This window comes from Streptomyces sp. JLBT605 (assembly GCF_058215555.1).
Map to the genome: position 1 here is coordinate 1,891,103 of NZ_CM177087.1, position 19,648 is coordinate 1,910,750.

Sequence of the window (19,648 nt, forward strand, 5' to 3'; positions counted from 1 at the left end):
GCTGCATCCACTGAAAACTTGGGGTCATTGCAAACTTTCAGTGGCTGTGCTTTTCTGGCTCCATGCCGAACCCCTCCAGCACCGCTGCCGCGCCCGAGCCCGCCACCGCCCCCGAACCGCCCATCGCCGACCCCGTCCTGACCGCCACCGGACTCACCCGCACCTTCACCACCAAGCGCGGCCCGGTCGACGCCGTCCGGGGCATCGATCTGACTGTCCGGCGCGGCGAGATCCTCGGCTTCCTCGGCCCCAACGGAGCCGGCAAGACGACCACCCTGCGGATGCTCACCACCCTGCTCACCCCGACCGGCGGCACCGCGACCGTCGCCGGCCACGACCTCGTCCAGGACCCGTCCGGGGTCCGGATGAAGATCGGTTACGTGGCCCAGTCCGGCGGGGTCGATCCGGCCGTTCCGGTCCGCGAGGAGCTGATCACCCAGGCGCGGATGTACCGGCTGCCGCGCGCCCAGGCCGCCGCCCGCGCCGAGGAACTCGCCGCCGACCTCGGCCTGACCGAGCTGCTGGACCGCAAGTGCGGTGCCCTCTCCGGCGGTCAGCGCCGCCGTCTGGACATCGCCATGGGCCTCACCCACCGGCCCGAGGTGCTGTTCCTGGACGAGCCGACGACCGGCCTGGACCCCGGCAGCCGCGCCGAGTTGTGGCAGCTGATCCGCCGGCTCCGCACCGAGCAGCGGATGACCGTCTTCCTGACCACCCACTACCTCGACGAGGCCGACGCGCTGGCCGACCGGCTGGTCATCGTCGACGGCGGGCGGGTCGTCGCCGAGGGCACCTCGCGGCAGCTCAAGACGCGCTTCGGCGGCTCACCCGAGGCCGGCCTCCAGGACACGTTCATCGCGATCACCGGGCGTGGCGCCGCGTCCCGGGACGCCGTACCCGTCGCGGTCTGACCGCGAGTCCCCAAGCCCCGCGAACCCCCAGCCCCGCAAGCCCCGCGCCCCGTAAGCCCCGGACCTCCCGGGTCCCATGCACCCCACACGCCCCATGAGCAGAGAGAAACCCATGCCGCACGTCATCTCCGACACCGGTCTGATCTTCGGCCGCTATCTCCGCCAGACCGTCAACTCCAAGCTCGGCCTGGTGTTCGGACTGCTCCAGCCGCTGCTCTTCCTGGTCTTCTTCGGGCCGCTGCTGCGCGACCTGCCGCTGGGCGAAAGCGGCAATTCCTGGCAGACGCTGGTACCCGGGCTGATGATCCAACTCGGCTTGTTCTCGGCGGCCTTCGCCGGGTTCGGCATCCTCATCGAGAAGCAGCACGGCATCATCGAACGGATGCGGGTGACTCCGGTCAGCCGGCTCGCCCTGCTGCTGGGCCGGGTCCTCAGGGACGTCGTCGTGCTCTTCACCCAGTCCCTGCTGCTGGTGCTGGTCGCCGTCGCGATGGGGCTGCGGGCCCCGCTGCCGGGGGTGCTGCTCGGCTTCGGTTTCGTGGGCGCGCTGACCATCGCGCTGGCCTCCCTGTCGTACGCGCTGGCCATGGTGGTCGCCTCGCCGCAGGGATTCGCGCCCGTCGTCAACGCCGTCAACCTGCCCGCGATGCTGCTCTCCGGGCTGCTGCTGCCGATGGCCCTCGCCCCGGACTGGCTGGACACCATCTCGCGCCTGGTGCCGTTCCGGTATCTGGTGGACGGGGTACGGGCCGCCTTCGTCGGCGACTACGCCGACTCCGACGTCGGGGTGGGCGCCCTGGTCGCGGTCAGCTTGGCCCTGGCGTCCGTGACGATCGGCACACGGCTCTTCCGGAAGACCGGGGCCTAGAAGAGCGGGTGGACGACCAGGGGCCGCGTACGCTCGGCCTCATGGTCAATCTCACCCGTATCTATACGCGTACCGGGGACAAGGGCACCACCGCCCTCGGTGACATGAGCCGCACCGCCAAGACCGACCTGCGGATCTCCGCGTACGCCGACGCGAACGAGGCGAACGCCGCGATCGGGGTGGCCATCGCGCTGGGGCAGCTGCCCGCGGAGGTCGTCAAGGTCCTGGTCCGTGTGCAGAACGACTTGTTCGACGTCGGTGCGGACCTGTCCACTCCGGTGGTGGAGGACCCCAAGTACCCGCCGCTGCGCGTCGAGCAGAGCTATATCGACAAGCTGGAGGCGGACTGCGACCGCTTCCTGGCGGATCTCGACAAGCTCCGCAGCTTCATCCTTCCGGGTGGCACCCCCGGCGCCGCGCTGCTGCACCAGGCATGCACCATCGTCCGCCGCGCCGAGCGCTCGACGTGGGCCGCGATGGAGCAGCACGGCGAGACCATGAACGCGCTGACCGCGACCTACCTCAACCGGCTCTCGGACCTGTTGTTCATCCTGGCGAGGACGGCCAACAAGGAACTGGGCGACATCCTCTGGGTCCCCGGCGAGAACCGCTGACTCGGCGCTTGCCTCGGCGCTTCCCTCAGCGCTTGCCTGAGTGCCTGGCTCAGCGCTTGGCCAGGTTCCGGGACCGCTCCCCCGGGTCGGTCCCGGAACCCGTCTCCGCCACGCCCCCGGGCCCCTTCTTCGGCCAGAGCGTGTAGCTCAGCGCGATGACCAGGTTGACGCCGATGACCCACACCATCTTCGTCTGCCACGCCCGCAGCGACCCGATGTCCCCGTCGTCGCCCACGTACCAGATCGCCGCCTGCAGCAGTCCCATGGCGATGGCCGCCGCCAGGATCCACCGGCCCGCTTCCTTCCACTCGTGCACCGTGCGTGCCACGCCGTACTTCGGCTTCTTCACCGGCGGCGGGCCACCGGCGAAACGGTGCGCCACACGCGCGTCGAACCAGCTGATCGTGCGGTGGCCCATCGCCACCGTGAAGCCGATGTAGACCGCGGCGAGCCCGTGCTTCCAGTCGGGCTCGGCGCCGTTCTTCAGGTCGACGGCGGTCACCACCAGCAGCACCAACTCCAGCAGCGGCTCGCACAGCAGCACGGCTCCGCTGGTCCTGGGCATCTTCGCCAGATACCGCAGCGCCAGCCCACCGGCCAGCAGCACCCAGAAGCCGACCTCGCAGATGACGATCAGCGTGACGATCACGGCTCTGCCCTCCTCCTTCACGCGGTTCCCGCAGGGCTCGTCGCGCGGCCCCTCGCACGGCCCTCCACACGGCCCTTCGTCCGTCCCGCTCTCACCGTCCCGCGCGATCGGTGCCATCTCGTCGTCTGCGCAGATGAATCCGGACTGCATCCTTCGATGTACCGCCGCGGCCCCGCGCTCGGCCCTGAGAGGACGCCCGCACCGGCTGCGACGTGCTGTGATGGAGCCATGCCCGCCCTCGCCGTCCGCGCCCTGCTCCCGCCGCGCCCGCACCGTGACGATGTGCTGATCGCCGCCGCCGGGCTGGCCGGCGGTCTGCTGCTGTGGGTCCTCGGGCTGGCCGGCGGCCCCACCGTCTTCGGACAGCCGAAGTGGCTGATGCTGGTCGCCCTTGCCGTGTTCGTCGGCTGCGAACTGCTGCGCCGCACCGCACCGCTCACGGCCCTCGCCATCGGGACCGCGGCAGGCCTCCTCGACCTGCTCAGCGGCACCCTGATCGCGAACGTCGTGATGTTCACCGATCTGGTGTACGCCGCCGTGCTGTACGGTCCCGCGGCCGCGGCCCGCCTGCTCCCGCGGCTGTGCGAGCTGCTCACCGTGCTCGCCATGATCATCCCGCTGGCGCTCATCCGCGAGCCCGACGCGCTGCTCATCGGGGTCGGCGCGGGGGTGATCACCGCCGGCCCCGCCTGGACCGGCGCGATCATCCGCAACCACCGCGACGCCGCCGAGACCGCCCGGCTGCGCGCCGAACAGACGGCGCTGCTGGCCGAGATGGACCGCGCCCAGGCGGTGACCGCCGAGCGCGCCCGGATGGCCCGCGAGCTGCACGACATGGTCGCCAATCACCTCTCCGCGATCGCCATCCACTCCACCGCCGCGCTGTCCATCAAGGACCCGGCCGCCGGCGAGCAGGCCCTCCGGGTGATCCGGGAGAACAGCGTCCAGGGGCTGGCGGAGATGCGCCGGCTGATCGGACTGCTGCGCGACGCGGGTGCCGCCACCGAACCGGCCGCCGCACCCACCCTGGACGGCCTCGACGCGCTGCTGCGCCAGGCCCGCACCACCGCGGCGGCCGCCCGCAGCGTCTCCGGGGAGGGCGGGCTGGAGTTCCGGCTGCGCGACGAGCGGCCGCGGGGCGATGGTCAGCTGCCCGCGCCGGTGGAGTTGGCCGCGTACCGCATCGTCCAGGAGTCGCTGACCAACGCGCTCAAGCACGCCGCGCCCGGCGAGGTGCTGGTGGAGCTGGCCCGGGCCCCGGACGGCGGGCGTGGCGACGGGGGCGTCCCGTTGCGGGTGCGGGTGGTGAGCCCGTACGACGGCCGTACCGGACCGCGCGCGCCCGGTTCGGGGGCCGGGCTGATCGGGATGGAGGAGCGGGTAGCGCTGCTGGGCGGCGAGTTCGCCTCCGGCCCGGTGGACGGGCCGGACGGCAGCACCTGGCAGGTGCGGGCAGTGCTGCCCGTCGAGGAGGCCGAAGCTGTGAAGGACTGAGAGAAGGACCAAGAGAAGGACAGGGACAGAGCCGGCGCCGGAGACAGCGCCGGCGCCGGGGGCAAGGACAGGGAGAAGGGGAGAGCAGCGCATGACGATCCGGGTACTGGTCGCCGAGGATCAGCAGGCGGTCCGCACCGGGCTGGTGCTCATCCTGGGGTCGGCGGACGGCATCGAGGTGGTGGGCGAGGCCGCCGACGGTGAGGAGGCGGTGCGGCTGGCCCGCGAGCTGCGCCCGGACGTCGTCCTGATGGATGTGCAGATGCCGCGGCTGGACGGCGTGGCCGCCACCCGTCAGGTGGTCGGGGAAGGGCTGGCGGATGTCCTGGTGCTGACCACCTTCGACCTGGACGAGTACGTCTTCGGCGCGCTGCGCGCCGGGGCCGCGGGCTTTCTGCTCAAGGACAGCGACGCGGCGCAGCTGGTGGCGGCGGTGCGGACGGTGGCGCGTGGCGAGGGTCTGATCGCCCCCGCGGTGACCCGCAGGCTGATCGCGGAGTTCGCGCGTCCGCAGGCCGGGCGCTCCGCAACCGCGCCCGATCCGGCGGTACTGGACCCGCTGACCCGCCGGGAGCGCGAGGTGCTCGGCTGCGTGGGTCAGGGGCTGTCCAACGCGGAGATCGGGCAGCGGCTGTCGATGGCGGAGGCGACGGTGAAGACCCACGTCAGCCGGGTGCTCGGCAAGCTGGGGCTGCGCAGCCGGGTGCAAGCGGCGGTGCTGGCACAGGAGTTGGGCCAGGAGTTGGGCCAGAGTTGAACCAAGGGTTGAGTCGGGAGGTGAGCCGGGAGCCGGGCACCTGACGGGCCCGGCGGGCATGAACACCTCCCATGGTCCAGACCTCTTGACGAATGGTCTGGACCTTTCTACGCTCCCCTCACTGCGGTGAGCGCCCCCACACCAACGCGCTCACCGGGCGGCGCAGGTTCCATCCCGTACTCCCCCCGTACTTCCCGACCCTGTTCGAGGAGCACCCGTGAGATCAGGAACCTCCAGACGCACCACCCCGGCACGACACAGAGCCTTCGCGGCTCTGACCGCGCTGGTCCTCCCGCTCGCCGCTCTCGTCGGCCTGGCATCGGCGAACACCGCCCACGCCGCCGAGTCCGCGACCGCGACCTACACCAAGACCTCCGACTGGGGCACCGGCTTCGAGGGCAAGTGGACGGTGAAGAACACCGGCACCACCACCCTCAGCAGCTGGACCGTGGAGTGGGACTTCCCCTCCGGCACCTCCGTCACCTCCTCCTGGGACGCCGACGTCACCGGCTCCGGCACCCACTGGACCGCCAAGAACAAGAGCTGGAACGGGACGCTCGCCCCCGGCGCCTCCGTCAGCTTCGGCTTCAACGGCACCGGCGGCGGCAGCCCCACCGGCTGCAAGCTCAACGGCGGCGGCTGCGACGGCGGTTCCCTGCCCGGCGACAACCCGCCCTCCGCGCCCGGCACCCCGACCGCCTCCGACATCACCGACACCTCGGTCAAGCTCAGCTGGAGCGCGGCCACCGATGACAAGGGCGTCAAGAACTACGACGTGCTCCGCGACGGCGCCAAGGTCGCCACGGTCACCGGCACCTCGTACACCGACAGCGGACTGACCGCCGGCACCGACTACTCCTACACCGTCAAGGCCCGCGACACCGCCGACCAGACCGGCCCGGCCAGCGGCGCCCGCGCGGTGCGGACCACCGGCGGCGGCACCGACCCCGGCCCGGGCCCGGGTGCGAAGGTCAAGCTCGGCTACTTCACCGAGTGGGGCGTCTACGACCGGAACTACCACGTCAAGAACCTGGTCACCTCCGGCACCGCCGCCAAGATCACGCACATCAACTACGCGTTCGGGAACGTGCAGGGCGGCAAGTGCACCATCGGCGACTCCTACGCGGCGTACGACAAGGCCTACACCGCGGACCAGAGCGTCGACGGGGTGGCCGACAACTGGGACCAGCCGCTGCGGGGCAACTTCAACCAGCTCAAGAAGTTGAAGGCGAAGTACCCCGGCATCAAGATCCTCTGGTCCTTCGGCGGCTGGACCTGGTCCGGTGGCTTCGGGCAGGCGGCGCAGAACCCGACCGCCTTCGCCCAGTCCTGCTACGACCTGGTCAATGACCCGCGCTGGGCCGGTCTCTTCGACGGGATCGACCTGGACTGGGAGTACCCCAACGCCTGCGGGCTGACCTGCGACACCAGCGGGGCGGCGGCCTTCCGGAACCTGACGCAGGCGATGCGGGCCAAGTTCGGCGGCAAGCTGGTGACCGCCGCGATCACCGCCGACGCCTCCTCCGGCGGCAAGATCGACGCCGCCGACTACGCCGGAGCGGCCCAGTACGTCGATTTCTACAACGTCATGACCTACGACTTCTTCGGCGCCTGGGAGGCGAAGGGCCCCACCGCCCCGCACTCCCCGCTCACCTCCTACGCAGGCATCCCGCAGCAGGGCTTCAACTCCGACGCCGCCATCAGCAAGCTCAAGGCCAAGGGCGTTCCCGCCGCCAAGCTCAACCTGGGCATCGGCTTCTACGGCCGCGGCTGGACCGGGGTGACGCAGAAGGAGCCGGGCGGCACGGCGACGGGACCGGCAGCAGGCAAGTACGAGCAGGGCATCGAGGACTACAAGATCCTCAAGACCAGCTGTCCGGCCAACGGCACGATCGCCGGCACGGCCTACGCGCACTGCGGCAACCAGTGGTGGAGCTATGACACGCCCGCCACGGTCGCCTCGAAGATGAGCTACGTGAAGAGCCAGGGCCTGGGCGGCGCGTTCTTCTGGGAGTTCAGCGGCGACACCGGAAATGGGGAACTGGCGTCCGCCATTGACAGCGGGCTGCGGTAGCCCGGCCACAAGCAAGGCCGGGTAAGCGGTGTCGCCCCCGCCTACCCGGCCTTCAACCTTGTCCTCAATCTCCCCCAGCTACCGCTGGGAGGTGCCCCAGGACGGGCTGGATTTTCCAGCCCGTCCGGCGATTGAGGACCGGGGGTCTGGGGGCGGAGCCCCCAGCATCAAGCCACATTGACCCGTTGCCCAGGCGGCGCCGCCTCCAGCCACGCGAGAAAGCCCGTCAGCGCATCCTCACTCATCGCCAGCTCCAGCCGCGTCCCACTGTGCAGACACGCCAGCACCACCGCGTCGGAGAGCAGGGCCAGCTCCTCCTCGCCCTTGGGGGTGCGGCGCTCCAGCACCTCGATGGAGGCGCGCTCCAGGATGCGGCGCGGCCGAGGCGCGTACGAGAAGACGCGGAACCACTCGACCCGGTCGCCGCTGTACCGCGCGACGCCATACACCCACGCCTTGCCGCTGGGCTCGGCCCCGGGCTCCGGCGCGTTCCAGCGCAGACTGCAATCGAACGTCCCGCCGGACCGCTGGATCAGCCGCCGACGCAGACCGAAGACGAAGAGTCCTACCAGAACCAGCGCGACGACCACGCCGCCAACGAGCAGAGCGAGGACCATCTTCACCGACCTCCTCGCGTCATCCGGAAAAACCGCACCTGCATTGCCTCAGCCGCGGACCGCTCTGGATAATTCCAGCGCGATCCGCGGCTGAGGATCTGTACTCTCCGTGCCGGGCTCAGTGCACGCCCGTCACCGCACGGAGCCGGACCTCGGCGCGCCGCTCGGCGGCGGCGTCCGCCTCCGTCTTGGCACGCTCCAAAGCCCGCTCCGCGCGCTCGACATCGATCTCGTCGGACAGCTCCGCGATCTCGGCGAGCAGCGAGAGCTTGTCGTCCGAGAACGAGATGAATCCTCCGTGCACCGCGGCGACGACCGTTCCGCCGTCGCTCGTACGGATGGTCACCGGGCCGGACTCCAGCACACCGAGCAGCGGCTGGTGGCCGGGCATGACGCCGATGTCACCCGATGTGGTGCGCGCGATGACCAAGGTGGCCTCGCCGGACCAGACACTCCGGTCCGCCGCGACCAGCTCGACGTGCAGCTCAGCAGCCAACGTGGCTCCTCGGGTCTCCACCTGCCGGGCACGGCAGGTGTTCTGTCAAAGAATAACGGGCGTACGGAGAGGGGCGGCGCCGGGCTCCACCGGCTTCGGTGGCCGCACCGGAGGGGTGCCGCCCCTCTCCATGAGCTAGGAAGCTCAGGAGACGCCCAGCTCCTTGGCGTTCTTCTTGAGGTCCTCGAGACCACCGCACATGAAGAAGGCCTGCTCCGGGAAGTGGTCGAACTCACCGTCGCAGATCGAGTTGAACGCGGCGATGGACTCGTCCAGCGGGACGTCCGAACCGTCGACGCCGGTGAACTGCTTCGCCGCGTGGGTGTTCTGCGACAGGAAGCGCTCCACACGACGGGCGCGGTGCACGACCAGCTTGTCCTCTTCGCCGAGCTCGTCGATACCGAGGATGGCGATGATGTCCTGGAGGTCCTTGTACTTCTGCAGGATCCCCTTGACGCGGGAGGCGCACTCGTAGTGGTCCTGCGAGATGTAGCGCGGGTCCAGGATGCGGGACGTCGAGTCCAGCGGGTCCACCGCCGGGTAGATGCCCTTCTCCGAGATCGGACGGGAGAGAACCGTCGTCGCGTCGAGGTGCGCGAAGGTCGTCGCCGGCGCCGGGTCGGTCAGGTCGTCCGCGGGCACGTAGATCGCCTGCATCGAGGTGATCGAGTGACCACGGGTCGAGGTGATGCGCTCCTGGAGGAGACCCATCTCGTCGGCCAGGTTCGGCTGGTAACCCACCGCGGACGGCATGCGGCCGAGCAGGGTGGAGACCTCGGAACCGGCCTGGGTGAAGCGGAAGATGTTGTCGATGAAGAACAGCACGTCCTGCTTCTGCACATCGCGGAAGTACTCCGCCATGGTCAGACCGGCCAGGGCGACGCGCAGACGGGTGCCCGGGGGCTCGTCCATCTGGCCGAAGACCAGCGCGGTCTTGTCGAGGACGCCGGACTCCTCCATCTCCTGGATGAGGTCGTTGCCCTCACGGGTGCGCTCACCGACACCGGCGAACACGGAAACGCCCTCGTGCAGCTTGGCCACACGCATGATCATTTCCTGGATCAGAACGGTCTTGCCGACACCGGCACCACCGAACAGACCGATCTTTCCACCCTTGACGTACGGGGTGAGGAGGTCGACGACCTTCAGGCCGGTCTCGAACATCTCGGTCTTGGACTCGAGGTCCTCGAACTTCGGGGCCTTGCGGTGGATCGCCCAGCGCTCGGTCTCGTTGCCGTTCTCCTCGGGGACGTTCAGCACCTCACCGAGGGTGTTGAACACCTTGCCCTTGGTGAAGTCACCGACCGGGACGGTGATGCCGTCGCCGGTGTCGGTCACCGCGGCCTGGCGGACCAGACCGTCGGTGGGCTGCATCGAGATCGCGCGGACCAGGCCCTCACCGAGGTGCTGGGCGACCTCGAGGGTCAGCGTCTTGGTCTTGCCCTCTTCGGTCGGGTCGATGACCTCGACGGTCAGGGCGTTGTAGATCTCCGGCATCGCGTCGACGGGGAACTCCACGTCGACGACCGGGCCGATGACCCGGGCGACGCGGCCCGTGGCGACGGCCGTCTCAACAGTGGTGGTCATAGCTCTCAGTCACTCCCCGCGGTCGCGTCGGCCAGGGCGCTCGCGCCACCGACGATCTCGCTGATTTCCTGGGTGATGTCGGCCTGGCGGGCCGCGTTGGCAAGCCGCGTGAGCGACTTGATGAGTTCCTCGGCGTTGTCGGTCGCCGACTTCATCGCACGGCGGCGGGCGGCGTGCTCGGAGGCAGCCGACTGCAGCAGCGCGTTGTAGATCCGGCTCTCGACGTACCGGGGCAGCAGGGCGTCGAGGACGTCCTCGGCCGACGGCTCGAAGTCGTACAGCGGGAGGATCTTGTCCTTCTCGACCTTCTCCGCACCCTCGTCCGCCGCGAGGCTGAGCGGCAGCAGCCGCCCGTCGACCGGCGTCTGCGTCATCATCGACACGAATTCCGTGAAGACGATGTGCAGCTCGTCGACGCCGCCCTCGGCGGTCTCCGTGGTGACGGCCTCGATGAGCGGGGCCGCGACCTTCTTGGCGTCCGCGTACGACGGGTTGTCCGTGAAGCCCGTCCACGACTGGACGACCGGGCGGTCACGGAAGCCGTAGTACGCCACACCCTTGCGGCCGACCACGTAGGTGACGACCTCCTTGCCCTCGGCGGTCAGCCGCTGCGTGAGCCGGTCGGCCGCCTTGATGGCGTTGGAGGAGTAGCCGCCGGCCAGACCGCGGTCGCTCGTGATGAGCAGGACCGCGGCCCGCACCGGAGCCTCGACCTCGGTGGTCAGCGGGTGCTTGGTGGTCGACCCGGCCGCCACCGCGGTCACCGCGCGGGTCAGCTCGCTCGCGTACGGCGTCGAGGCGGCGACCTTGCGCTGTGCCTTGACGATCCGCGACGCGGCGATCATCTCCATCGCCTTGGTGATCTTCTTGGTGGCGGAGATGGTCTTGATGCGGCGCTTGTAGACCCGAAGCTGGGCGCCCATGCTCAGCCCTCACCCAGCAGCTTGCCGTCCGAGGTCTCGAACTGCTGCTTGAAGGAGGCGATGGCCTCGGCGACCGCCTGCAGGGTGTCGTCCGACATCTTGCCGCCCTCGCGGATCGACGTCAGCAGACCCTTGTGCTCGCGGCGCAGGTAGTCCAGCAGCTCACGCTCGAAGCGGCGGATGTCCTCGACCGGAACGTCGTCCATCTTGCCGGTGGTGCCGGCCCAGATGGAGACGACCTGGTCCTCGGTGGCGAACGGCGCGTACTGGCCCTGCTTGAGCAGCTCGACCATGCGCTTGCCCCGCTCCAGCGCCGCCTTGGAGGCCGCGTCGAGGTCGGAACCGAAGGCGGCGAACGCCTCCAGCTCGCGGTACTGGGCGAGGTCCACGCGGAGTCGGCCGGAGACCTGGCGCATGGCCTTGTGCTGGGCGGAGCCACCGACACGGGAGACCGAGATACCGACGTTCAGCGCCGGGCGCTGGCCCGCGTTGAACAGGTCGGACTCCAGGAAGCACTGGCCGTCGGTGATGGAGATGACGTTGGTCGGGATGAACGCCGAGACGTCGTTCGCCTTGGTCTCCACGATCGGCAGACCCGTCATCGAGCCCTTGCCCATCTCGTCGGAGAGCTTGGCGCAGCGCTCCAGGAGGCGGGAGTGCAGGTAGAAGACGTCACCCGGGTAGGCCTCACGGCCCGGCGGGCGGCGCAGCAGCAGCGACACGGCGCGGTAGGCGTCGGCCTGCTTGGAGAGGTCGTCGAAGACGATCAGCACGTGCTTGCCCTGGTACATCCAGTGCTGGCCGATGGCCGAGCCGGTGTAGGGGGCGAGGTACTTGAAGCCGGCCGGGTCGGACGCCGGGGCGGCGACGATCGTCGTGTACTCCAGGGCGCCGGCCTCCTCCAGCGCGCCGCGCACGGACGCGATGGTGGAGCCCTTCTGGCCGATGGCGACGTAGATGCAGCGGACCTGCTTCTCCGGGTCGCCGGTGCGCCAGTTGTCACGCTGGTTGATGATCGTGTCGACGGCCAGGGCGGTCTTGCCGGTCTGGCGGTCGCCGATGATCAGCTGACGCTGGCCACGGCCGATCGGGGTCATCGCGTCGACGGCCTTGAGGCCGGTCTCCATCGGCTCGTGCACCGACTTACGGGCCATGACGCCCGGGGCCTGCAGCTCAAGGGCGCGGCGGCCCTCGGTCGCGATCTCGCCGAGACCGTCGATCGGGTTACCGAGCGGGTCGACGACGCGACCCAGGTAGCCCTCGCCGACGGCGACGGAGAGGACCTCGCCGGTGCGCTGCACCGACTGACCCTCCTCGATGCCGCTGAACTCACCGAGGACGATCGCACCGATCTCGCGCTCCTCGAGGTTGAGGGCGAGACCGAGCGTGCCGTCTTCGAACTTCAGCAGTTCGTTCGCCATGGCCGAGGGCAGTCCCTCGACCTTCGCGATGCCGTCGCCGGCAACGCTGACCGTACCGACCTCCTCGCGCGAGGCCGCGTCCGGCTCGTACGACTGGACAAAGTTCTCCAGCGCGTCCCGGATCTCCTCCGGCCGGATCGTGAGCTCCGCCATCTGGGTTCCCTGCTCTCCTTGTTGGGCCCGAAGTGTTTCTGGGGGGTCTGGGGACTCTCCCCGCGGCTTTCCCGCCGCGGGCCCCCAGGTGACTCAGTCGGCCCAACTCGGGCCGCTTGCATGCTTGTTGAGTTGGTGGCTTGCTCAGCCGGCCATCCGTCGGCTCGCCTCGTCGAGGCGGTCCGAGATGGCGCCGTTGATGACCTCGTCGCCGATGCGCACCACGACTCCGCCGAGGACCGCCGGGTCCACGTCGAGGTTCAGGTGCACCTGCCGGCCGTACAGCTTGGCCAGAGCGGCGCCCAGGCGCTGCTTCTGCCCGTCGCTGAGCGGCACCGCCGAGGTGACGACCGCGACCATACGGTCCCGGCGATCCGCGGCGAGCTTGGACAGGGCGGTGAGGCCCGCTTCCAGGCTACGTCCACGGGGCTGGGTGACGAGCCGGACGACCAGCCGCTCGGTGACCGGGTTGGCCCGGCCGCCCAGCAGGCGGTTCAGCAGCTCGACCTTGGCGGCGTCGGAGGCCACCCGGTCGGTCAGCGCGGAGCGCAGCCCGGTCGAAGAGGAGACGATCCGGGAGAACCGGAACAGCTCGTCCTCGACGTCGTCGAGCGCGTCGGTCCGCTGGGCCGCGACGAGGTCGGCACTGGCGGCCAGCTCCTCGAGCGCGTCCACCAGATCGCGGGAGCGCGACCAGCGGGACCGGACCATGCCGGAGACCAGATCGACGGTGTCGCCGCCCACCTGGCTGCCCAGCAGGCGCCCGGCCAGCTCGGCCTTGGCCTCGCCGGCCTGCGCCGGGTCGGTGAGGACCCGACGCAGCGACACCTCACGGTCGAGCAGCGCGGTGACGGCGGCCAGCTCCTCGGCGAGCTTCACCGCGTCGACGGACGGCTGGTCCGTCAGCGCGTCGAAGCGCTCGCGTGCGGAGGCCAGTGCCTCGCGGCTCGCTCCATTCATCGGACGGCCTCGGCCTTCTCCTCAAGCTCGTCGAGGAAACGGTCGATGGTCCGGCTCTGACGGGAGGAGTCCTCCAGGGACTCGCCGACGAGCTTGCCGGCCAGGTCGGTGGCGAGCTTGCCCACGTCCTGGCGCAGCGTGGCGGCGGCCTGCTTGCGGTCGGCCTCGATCTGGGCGTGACCGGCGGCGATGATCTCCTCGCGCTGCCGCTGACCCTCCGCACGCATCTCGGCGATGAGCGCGGCACCCTGCTCCTGCGCCTCCTGGCGCAGGCGCGCGGCCTCGTGCCGGGCGTCGGCGAGCTGGGCGCGGTAGTCCTCGAGAACCTGCTGAGCCTCGGCCTGCGCGGCCTCGGCCTTCTCCATGCCGCCCTCGATCGCCTCACGGCGCTCGTCCAGAACCTTGTTGATGTTCGGGAGGAGCTTCTTGGCGAGGAAGAACAGGACGATGGCGAAGGCGATCAGGCCGATGACCAGCTCTGGGATCGGCGGGAGGAGGGGGTTCTCGGCCTCCCCCTCGGACGCCAGCTGTACCAGGGCGTTCACATCAGTGCCTTTCGTCGAATACGACTAGTGGTGCTCGGCGATCAGACCGGGTAGACGAACGGCATGACCAGACCGATCAGGGCGAGCGCCTCACAGAACACGAAGCCCAGGATCTGGTTGGCACGGATCAGGCCGGCGGCCTCGGGCTGACGGGCCATGGCCTGGGTGCCGTTACCGAAGATGATGCCGACGCCGACGCCGGGGCCGATGGCCGCGAGGCCGTAACCGATCGAACCGAGGTTGCCCTTGAGCTCGACCGCGGCGAGGGACGTCTGGAGAGCAGCAGACATGCTCGTTCTTCCTTCTCTTTCACGGACCGGTGGGGGTTGGCCACCGGACGTCTGTTGGACTGGGGGTCAGGGGGCTCAGTGGTGCTCGGCGAGAGCGCCCTGGATGTAGACGCAGGACAGGAGCACGAAGACGTACGCCTGCAGCGCCTGGATGAAGAGCTCGAAGGCGGTCAGCAGGATGACCATCACGAACGACACGCCCGCGTAGGCGATGCCGACGCCGTTCAGCAGGTACCAGCTGGCGATGGTGAAGATCAGCAGCAGCACGTGGCCGGCGAACATGTTGGCGAAGAGTCGCACCGCGTGGGTGAACGGCCGCACGAACACGTTGGAGAAGAACTCCAGCAGCATGACCAGCGGCAGGACGCCGCCGAGCGACTTGTCGTAGCCGGTGATGTTCTTCAGGCCACCGATGAAGCCGTGCTTCTTGAACGTCAGGCTCATCCAGAGCACGTACACGATCAGGGCGAGCGCGACCGGGAAGGCGATGATCGACGACGCGGGGAACTGGGCGACCGGGACGACCGACCACAGGTTCAGGATCCACACGAAGAAGAACAGCGAGACCATGAGGGGGACGTACTTGTCGCCCTCCTTCTTGCCGAGCGCCTCGTACACGATGCCGCGGCGCACGAAGTCGTAGCCGGCCTCACCGACGAGCTGCAGCTTTCCGGGGACCACCTTGGCCTTGCCGAAGGCCGCCCAGAAGAACCCCACGATGATCACGGTGCCCAGCAGCGCGAGCAGCATCGGCTTGTTGAAGTCGAAGCCGCCGATGCTGAACATCGGCTCGAAGGTGAACGAGTGAAGCCCCGGGGCCGGGAAGCCGCACCCGTCGAAGATGTGGCAATCGGTCTCGAAGGCGAGCGTCTGGTCAGAACTCACCGCGAGCTCCTTCAGCGTGGCGCATGGGTACGGCAACCTCGTTGTGTCGGCGCGGCACACAGCCGCGGAACGGCACTGGACTGGTCTTACGGGTGTGGATGCGGCTGGTCAGCACGGGGCCGGGTCGCGATTCGGGCATCAGCTGCATGGGCTGCCGTCTGCGTCCCGCGGATTTCGGGAGTCCGGCTACCTGCGCCCGCTGTGCCTCAGATGGCACCGGACGATAGCAGGTGAGCGCAGACCGCCTTATACCGGCCCTACAGATCACGACCGGGACCCGGCGGGTGCGGCCTTCTCGGCGCCCGCCGGCTTCCGTTCGTGCTCCGCTTCCGGCTGCACATAGAAGATCTTGGCCTTCATATGGGAGCGCGTCTGCGCGGCGATCCACACCAGCGTCGCGGCCAGCAGTGAGAAGGCGAACGCCCTGGTGTTGAACAGGGTGGTGTCCTTGAAGACGGCGAGTACGACCGCGATCAGCAGGAACTGCAGCACGAAAAGCACCAGGCCCATCATCTGGAACAGCGTGGGGTAGCGCTTGGCGGTGGTCTCCAGCACCTTCAGGTCGACGGCCATGACCGCGGACACCAGAATCACGCCGAAAGCGGCCCCCAACGCGCCCTTGCCGCCGGCGAGCAGAGAACTCAGGGCAACAGCGATGACACCGACCGCAGCGGTCGGCACTGCGCAGTGCAGAAGCGTTCGCGTCTCGTTGGACTGCATGAAGGGTTCTCCGGCTGAGAGTCGGAAGCAGCGGTTCGTCAGGGACGAGCGTATCCCCGGTGGCGAATGGGACGTCACGAGCGGAGGGCCGTCGCACTACGGTCCTTCGGCTCTAGCACCGGGTTCGTGAACGGTATCACAAACTATTTGATGAGGTCTTTACCTTGTCGGCATGACACCCGTCACACTTACGAGCGACCCCGCGCACACATGAGGTTTACCGCGGACCCGCCGTCCACTTTCTTCCACTCTCGACCGTTATGCCGCAAATGCAGCGAACTGGCGGCCGGAGAATTACCCGGTCGAGGTCTCCGCATCGCTTTGTCGATGTAACTCGGACATCCTCGCGGAAGAAATCCCGAGGCGCAATCAGAATTGGCCAGAAAGGCGATCCTCATTTCCGCCGGCGGCATGGAACGGCCGGATTTCGCGCGGGCCCAGGCCCGCGCCACGACGGCCTCCCGGCCCGGTACCCGGTCCTCCGGGCCCGTCCGTGAGCCCGGCACGGCGGGTCTGAGCGGGCGCGAGACGGAGTGACCGCCGGGGAAGGAAAAGCCGGTGCCCACAGCCGCGGTCCCCGTCGGCGAGCACCCGCGGCAGACCGATACGGCCATCACACCATTCGCATCAGCGCATTATCGGCGGAGTCGCCGGGATTTCCGGGCGGTGCGCCGATTTCCGTCCGGGAATTCCCGGTCAGCCGACCGGGAATCCGCTCAGGGGCGGAGTTTTCCGGCCTTCGGATGCTCGGAGAAACGCGAGCGGTTGCCGATCGCGGTGGCACCCGCCGGCACCGGCCGGCTCCCACCGACCTCCGCCGGCGACTGGGGCGCCCCGGCCGCGGAGCCCACCACGACCGCGCCCGCGGACACCGGCTCGCCGACCGCCTCGGCCTCCACCTCCGCGACCTGTGCGGCGCCACGGCCCGGCTTGCGGTAGCGCGGCGGGACGAACCGGTCGGCCCAGTCCGGGGTCTTGGGGGTGAAGCGCGGCAGCAGCAGCAGGACCAGGCCGACCGCGCTGAGCGCGGAGATGGCCAGCACGATCCACATGCTGGTGGAGTTGACCGAGAAGGCGACGGCGCCGAAGGCGATCAGCGCCGACCAGAAGTACATGATCCACACGGCCCGGCTGTGCGAGTGGCCGATCTCCAGCAGCCGGTGGTGCAGGTGGCCGCGGTCGGCGGCGAACGGCGACTGGCCGCGCCAGGTGCGCCGCACGATAGCCAGGATCAGGTCGGCGATGGGCACCGCGATCACGGTCAGCGGCAGCAGCAGCGGAATGTAGACCGGGACCGTGGCGTGCACGGTCGCCCGCTCCGAACCGGTGAACAGCGACATCGCGTCCGGGTCCAGCTGACCGGTGATGGAGATCGCGCCCGCGGCCAGCACCAGGCCGATGAGCATCGAGCCCGAGTCGCCCATGAAGATCCGCGCCGGGTGCATGTTGTGCGGCAGGAAGCCCAGGCACATGCCCATCAGGATGGCGGCGAACAGGGTCGCCGGAGCGGCCGCCTCCAGGCCGTACCCGAACCAGATCCGGTAGGCGTACATGAAGAACGCGGCCGCGGCGATGCACACCATGCCGGAGGCCAGCCCGTCCAGCCCGTCGACGAAGTTGACCGCGTTGATGGTGATGACGACCAGCGCGACGGTCAGCAGGGTGCCCTGCATCGGGGTCAGCGAGACGGTGCCGATACCGGGCACCGGGATCCACAGGATCGTCAGGCCCTGGAGCACCATCACACCGGCGGCGATCATCTGCCCGCCCAGCTTGATCAGCGCGTCCACGCCCCACTTGTCGTCCAGCACGCCCAGCAGCCAGATCAGGCCCGCCCCGGACAGCAGCGCGCGCGGCTCGTTGGACAGCTCGAAGACGTCCTTGAGGTTGGTCAGGTGCGAGGCGACCAGCAGCCCCGCGCACAACCCGCCGAACATGGCGATCCCGCCGAGCCGCGGAGTCGGCTCGCGGTGCACGTCACGGGCGCGGATCTCCGGCATCGCGCCGGCCAGGATGGCGAACTTCCGCACCGGCCCGGTCAGCAGATAGGTGACCGCGGCCGTGACGCACAGAGTCAGCAGGTATTCACGCACAGGCTGCCCCAGGGGTATCGCTGGCCATCACAGCCCCTCACCATATCCTCGGCGGTCAGGGACGCCCGCCCGCAGGTCATCGTCCTCAACCGAGCAAGACACGAAACGGTCCGCGTCCGGTTGCGCGAACGGGAGCCGGGGACCGGTGGTGCGACTCTAGCCCGACGCGGCGCCCGGGGCGGGACGCGGCCGGACCGCTCAGCCCGGATACGGCCGGAATCCACCGGTCAGCGCGGCCACCTCGGCACGTACCCGGCCGTCCTCGCGCAGCGCCGCCGCCAGCAGCACCCCGATCCGCGCCATCTCCGCCTCCGTCATGCCCTGGGTGGTGACCGCCGCGGTGCCCAGCCGGATTCCCTTCACGCACCCGCCGGGCCGGTCGGCCGCCGGCACCGCGCAGCTGTCCAGGACGATGCCGGCCGCGGCGCAGCGGGCCCGGGCGGCCAGGCCGTCCAGCCCCAGCGGAGCGGGGTCGGCGGTGATCAGGTGGGTGTCGGTGCCGCCGGTGGTGACGATCAGGCCCTCCTCGGCCAGGACCTGGCCGAGCAGCCGTGCGTTGGCCACGACCTGGTGGGCGTAGGCCGCGAAGGCCGGGGTGGCGGCCTCCCCGAAGGCGACCGCCTTGGCCGCCACGGTGTGCATCTGCGCGCCGCCCTGGGTGAAGGGGAAGACCGCGCGGTCGATGCGCTCGGCCAGGCCGGCGCCGCACAGGATCAGCCCGCCGCGCGGCCCGCGCAGCACCTTGTGGGTGGTGGCGCACACCACGTCGGCATACGGCACGGGGCTGGGCGCCGCTCCGCCCGCGACCAGTCCGATGGGGTGCGCGGCGTCCGCGATCAGATAGGCGTCGACGGTGTCGGCGATCTCCTTGAACAGGGCGTAGTCGGGGTGGCGGGGGTGGGAGATCGAGCCGCACACGATCGCCTTGGGGCGGTGCTCGATCGCCAGGTCCCGGACCTCGTCGTAGTCGATCAGCCCGGTCGCCGGGTCGACGCCGTAGCCGACGAAGTCGAACCAGCGACCGGAGAAGTTGGCCGGCGAACCATGGGTGAGATGGCCGCCCTGGGGCAGCCCCATGGCCAGCACGGTGTCTCCCGGGCGCAGCAGCGCGGCGTAGGCGGCGAGCATCGCGGAGGAGCCCGAGTGCGGCTGCACATTGGCGTGTTCGGCGCCGAACAGGCCCTTGGCCCGGTCGACGGCGAGCCGCTCGGCGGCGTCCACCAGCTCGCAGCCGCCGTGGTGCCGGGCTCCGGGGTAGCCCTCGGCGTATTTGTTGGTCAGCGGCGAGCCGAGTGCGGTGAGCACCGCGGGTGAGGTGAAGTTCTCCGCGGCGATCAGCTGGAGGTCGCTCTGCTGCCGGTGCAGCTCGCCCAGGAGCACGTCCGCGAGCTGCGGATCCTGGCGGCGCAGGGTATCGAGATCAACCCCCCAGGGGGCACGGCCGGCGGGCTCAGGGGCGGGCTCCGCTCTCCCCCCGTCTGGGGGTTCCTCCCTGGGGGTCCTCCCGGACGGAGTCTGGGGGAGGTAGCTGGGGGAAGGTGCGTGCGGGAGCGCCATCGCTGCTCACAGCCTTGGGAGGATTCACCTGGCG

Annotated in this window: 19 protein-coding genes; 6 read left to right on the plus strand and 13 right to left on the minus strand. The window is 69.7% G+C overall.

The genetic code is table 11. The features are described from left to right. Nucleotides 1–62: 62 nt before the first annotated feature. From AC4BDD_RS08460 to AC4BDD_RS08470, 3 genes are all read left to right on the plus strand, one after another. Complete coding sequence (locus AC4BDD_RS08460) at nt 63–911, plus strand: ABC transporter ATP-binding protein (protein ID WP_490690359.1); 849 nt, start codon at nt 63–65, stop codon at nt 909–911. Between the two features lie 112 nt (nt 912–1,023). After that, the gene (locus AC4BDD_RS08465; RefSeq protein ID WP_490690360.1) at nt 1,024–1,779 is read left to right on the plus strand and encodes an ABC transporter permease; all 756 of its coding nucleotides are present in this window, start codon (nt 1,024–1,026) and stop codon (nt 1,777–1,779) included. A gap of 41 nt (nt 1,780–1,820) precedes the next feature. Continuing rightward, the gene (locus AC4BDD_RS08470; protein ID WP_490690361.1) at nt 1,821–2,393 is read left to right on the plus strand and encodes a cob(I)yrinic acid a,c-diamide adenosyltransferase; all 573 of its coding nucleotides are present in this window, start codon (nt 1,821–1,823) and stop codon (nt 2,391–2,393) included. A gap of 49 nt (nt 2,394–2,442) precedes the next feature. Here AC4BDD_RS08470 and AC4BDD_RS08475 read toward each other — a convergent pair whose 3' ends face one another. Next, complete coding sequence (locus AC4BDD_RS08475; protein WP_490690362.1) at nt 2,443–3,042, minus strand: hypothetical protein; 600 nt, start codon at nt 3,040–3,042, stop codon at nt 2,443–2,445. A 228-nt stretch (nt 3,043–3,270) separates the two neighbouring features. Between AC4BDD_RS08475 and AC4BDD_RS08480 the strand changes: the two genes are divergently transcribed. The 3 genes from AC4BDD_RS08480 (at nt 3,271) to AC4BDD_RS08490 (ending at nt 7,367) form a co-directional block, all read left to right on the plus strand. Continuing rightward, nucleotides 3,271–4,536, plus strand: a complete 1,266-nt coding sequence (locus tag AC4BDD_RS08480; protein ID WP_490690363.1) for a sensor histidine kinase — start codon at nt 3,271–3,273, stop codon at nt 4,534–4,536. 91 nt (nt 4,537–4,627) lie between these two features. After that, the gene (locus tag AC4BDD_RS08485) at nt 4,628–5,293 is read left to right on the plus strand and encodes a response regulator (protein ID WP_490690364.1); all 666 of its coding nucleotides are present in this window, start codon (nt 4,628–4,630) and stop codon (nt 5,291–5,293) included. A gap of 217 nt (nt 5,294–5,510) precedes the next feature. Continuing rightward, nucleotides 5,511–7,367, plus strand: coding sequence for a glycoside hydrolase family 18 chitinase (locus AC4BDD_RS08490; protein WP_490690365.1), 1,857 nt, complete (start codon nt 5,511–5,513; stop codon nt 7,365–7,367). A gap of 167 nt (nt 7,368–7,534) precedes the next feature. Here AC4BDD_RS08490 and AC4BDD_RS08495 read toward each other — a convergent pair whose 3' ends face one another. The 12 genes from AC4BDD_RS08495 to glyA all read right to left on the minus strand — a co-directional run bounded on the left by AC4BDD_RS08495 (nt 7,535) and on the right by glyA (nt 19,614). Continuing rightward, the gene (locus AC4BDD_RS08495; RefSeq protein WP_490690366.1) at nt 7,535–7,984 is read right to left on the minus strand and encodes a DUF2550 domain-containing protein; all 450 of its coding nucleotides are present in this window, start codon (nt 7,982–7,984) and stop codon (nt 7,535–7,537) included. A 118-nt stretch (nt 7,985–8,102) separates the two neighbouring features. After that, the gene (locus tag AC4BDD_RS08500; protein ID WP_490690367.1) at nt 8,103–8,480 is read right to left on the minus strand and encodes a F0F1 ATP synthase subunit epsilon; all 378 of its coding nucleotides are present in this window, start codon (nt 8,478–8,480) and stop codon (nt 8,103–8,105) included. A gap of 144 nt (nt 8,481–8,624) precedes the next feature. Further along, the gene (gene atpD, locus AC4BDD_RS08505) at nt 8,625–10,067 is read right to left on the minus strand and encodes a F0F1 ATP synthase subunit beta (RefSeq protein WP_490690368.1); all 1,443 of its coding nucleotides are present in this window, start codon (nt 10,065–10,067) and stop codon (nt 8,625–8,627) included. Nucleotides 10,068–10,072: 5 nt separating this feature from the next. After that, complete coding sequence (locus AC4BDD_RS08510; RefSeq protein WP_490690369.1) at nt 10,073–10,990, minus strand: F0F1 ATP synthase subunit gamma; 918 nt, start codon at nt 10,988–10,990, stop codon at nt 10,073–10,075. 2 nt (nt 10,991–10,992) lie between these two features. After that, on the minus strand, nt 10,993–12,564 hold the full coding sequence (gene atpA, locus AC4BDD_RS08515; RefSeq protein WP_490690370.1) for a F0F1 ATP synthase subunit alpha: 1,572 nt from the start codon (nt 12,562–12,564) through the stop codon (nt 10,993–10,995). Nucleotides 12,565–12,708: 144 nt separating this feature from the next. After that, nucleotides 12,709–13,524: a F0F1 ATP synthase subunit delta gene (locus AC4BDD_RS08520; protein WP_490690371.1), complete on the minus strand. Its 816-nt coding sequence runs from the start codon at nt 13,522–13,524 to the stop codon at nt 12,709–12,711. Beyond that, a complete protein-coding gene (locus AC4BDD_RS08525; protein WP_490690372.1) occupies nt 13,521–14,069 on the minus strand; it encodes a F0F1 ATP synthase subunit B in 549 nt (182 codons plus the stop codon). Before AC4BDD_RS08525 ends, AC4BDD_RS08520 begins: the two co-directional genes overlap by 4 nt. A 41-nt stretch (nt 14,070–14,110) precedes the next feature. Continuing rightward, a complete protein-coding gene (locus tag AC4BDD_RS08530) occupies nt 14,111–14,359 on the minus strand; it encodes an ATP synthase subunit c family protein (RefSeq protein WP_490690373.1) in 249 nt (82 codons plus the stop codon). Between the two features lie 75 nt (nt 14,360–14,434). Beyond that, nucleotides 14,435–15,244: a F0F1 ATP synthase subunit A gene (gene atpB / locus AC4BDD_RS08535; RefSeq protein ID WP_490690374.1), complete on the minus strand. Its 810-nt coding sequence runs from the start codon at nt 15,242–15,244 to the stop codon at nt 14,435–14,437. Between the two features lie 264 nt (nt 15,245–15,508). After that, nucleotides 15,509–15,964, minus strand: coding sequence for a Cg1360 family ATP-synthase-associated protein (locus tag AC4BDD_RS08540; RefSeq protein WP_490690375.1), 456 nt, complete (start codon nt 15,962–15,964; stop codon nt 15,509–15,511). A 716-nt stretch (nt 15,965–16,680) separates the two neighbouring features. After that, complete coding sequence (locus AC4BDD_RS08545) at nt 16,681–18,069, minus strand: MraY family glycosyltransferase (RefSeq protein ID WP_490691709.1); 1,389 nt, start codon at nt 18,067–18,069, stop codon at nt 16,681–16,683. 186 nt (nt 18,070–18,255) lie between these two features. After that, the gene (gene glyA, locus AC4BDD_RS08550; protein ID WP_490690376.1) at nt 18,256–19,614 is read right to left on the minus strand and encodes a serine hydroxymethyltransferase; all 1,359 of its coding nucleotides are present in this window, start codon (nt 19,612–19,614) and stop codon (nt 18,256–18,258) included. Between the last annotated feature and the right edge of the window lie 34 nt (nt 19,615–19,648).

Excerpts from the sequence above, each read along its gene's own strand:
- AC4BDD_RS08460 (WP_490690359.1), top strand. The coding sequence starts at position 63 with ATGCCGAACCCCTCCAGCACCGCTGCCGCGCCCGAGCCCGCCACCGCC.
- AC4BDD_RS08465 (WP_490690360.1), top strand. The coding sequence starts at position 1,024 with ATGCCGCACGTCATCTCCGACACCGGTCTGATCTTCGGCCGCTATCTC.
- AC4BDD_RS08470 (WP_490690361.1), top strand. The coding sequence starts at position 1,821 with ATGGTCAATCTCACCCGTATCTATACGCGTACCGGGGACAAGGGCACC.
- AC4BDD_RS08480 (WP_490690363.1), top strand. The coding sequence starts at position 3,271 with ATGCCCGCCCTCGCCGTCCGCGCCCTGCTCCCGCCGCGCCCGCACCGT.
- AC4BDD_RS08485 (WP_490690364.1), top strand. The coding sequence starts at position 4,628 with ATGACGATCCGGGTACTGGTCGCCGAGGATCAGCAGGCGGTCCGCACC.
- AC4BDD_RS08495 (WP_490690366.1), bottom strand. The coding sequence starts at position 7,984 with ATGGTCCTCGCTCTGCTCGTTGGCGGCGTGGTCGTCGCGCTGGTTCTG.
- atpD (WP_490690368.1), bottom strand. The coding sequence starts at position 10,067 with ATGACCACCACTGTTGAGACGGCCGTCGCCACGGGCCGCGTCGCCCGG.
- AC4BDD_RS08510 (WP_490690369.1), bottom strand. The coding sequence starts at position 10,990 with ATGGGCGCCCAGCTTCGGGTCTACAAGCGCCGCATCAAGACCATCTCC.
- atpA (WP_490690370.1), bottom strand. The coding sequence starts at position 12,564 with ATGGCGGAGCTCACGATCCGGCCGGAGGAGATCCGGGACGCGCTGGAG.
- AC4BDD_RS08520 (WP_490690371.1), bottom strand. The coding sequence starts at position 13,524 with ATGAATGGAGCGAGCCGCGAGGCACTGGCCTCCGCACGCGAGCGCTTC.
- AC4BDD_RS08530 (WP_490690373.1), bottom strand. The coding sequence starts at position 14,359 with ATGTCTGCTGCTCTCCAGACGTCCCTCGCCGCGGTCGAGCTCAAGGGC.
- AC4BDD_RS08540 (WP_490690375.1), bottom strand. The coding sequence starts at position 15,964 with ATGCAGTCCAACGAGACGCGAACGCTTCTGCACTGCGCAGTGCCGACC.
- glyA (WP_490690376.1), bottom strand. The coding sequence starts at position 19,614 with ATGGCGCTCCCGCACGCACCTTCCCCCAGCTACCTCCCCCAGACTCCG.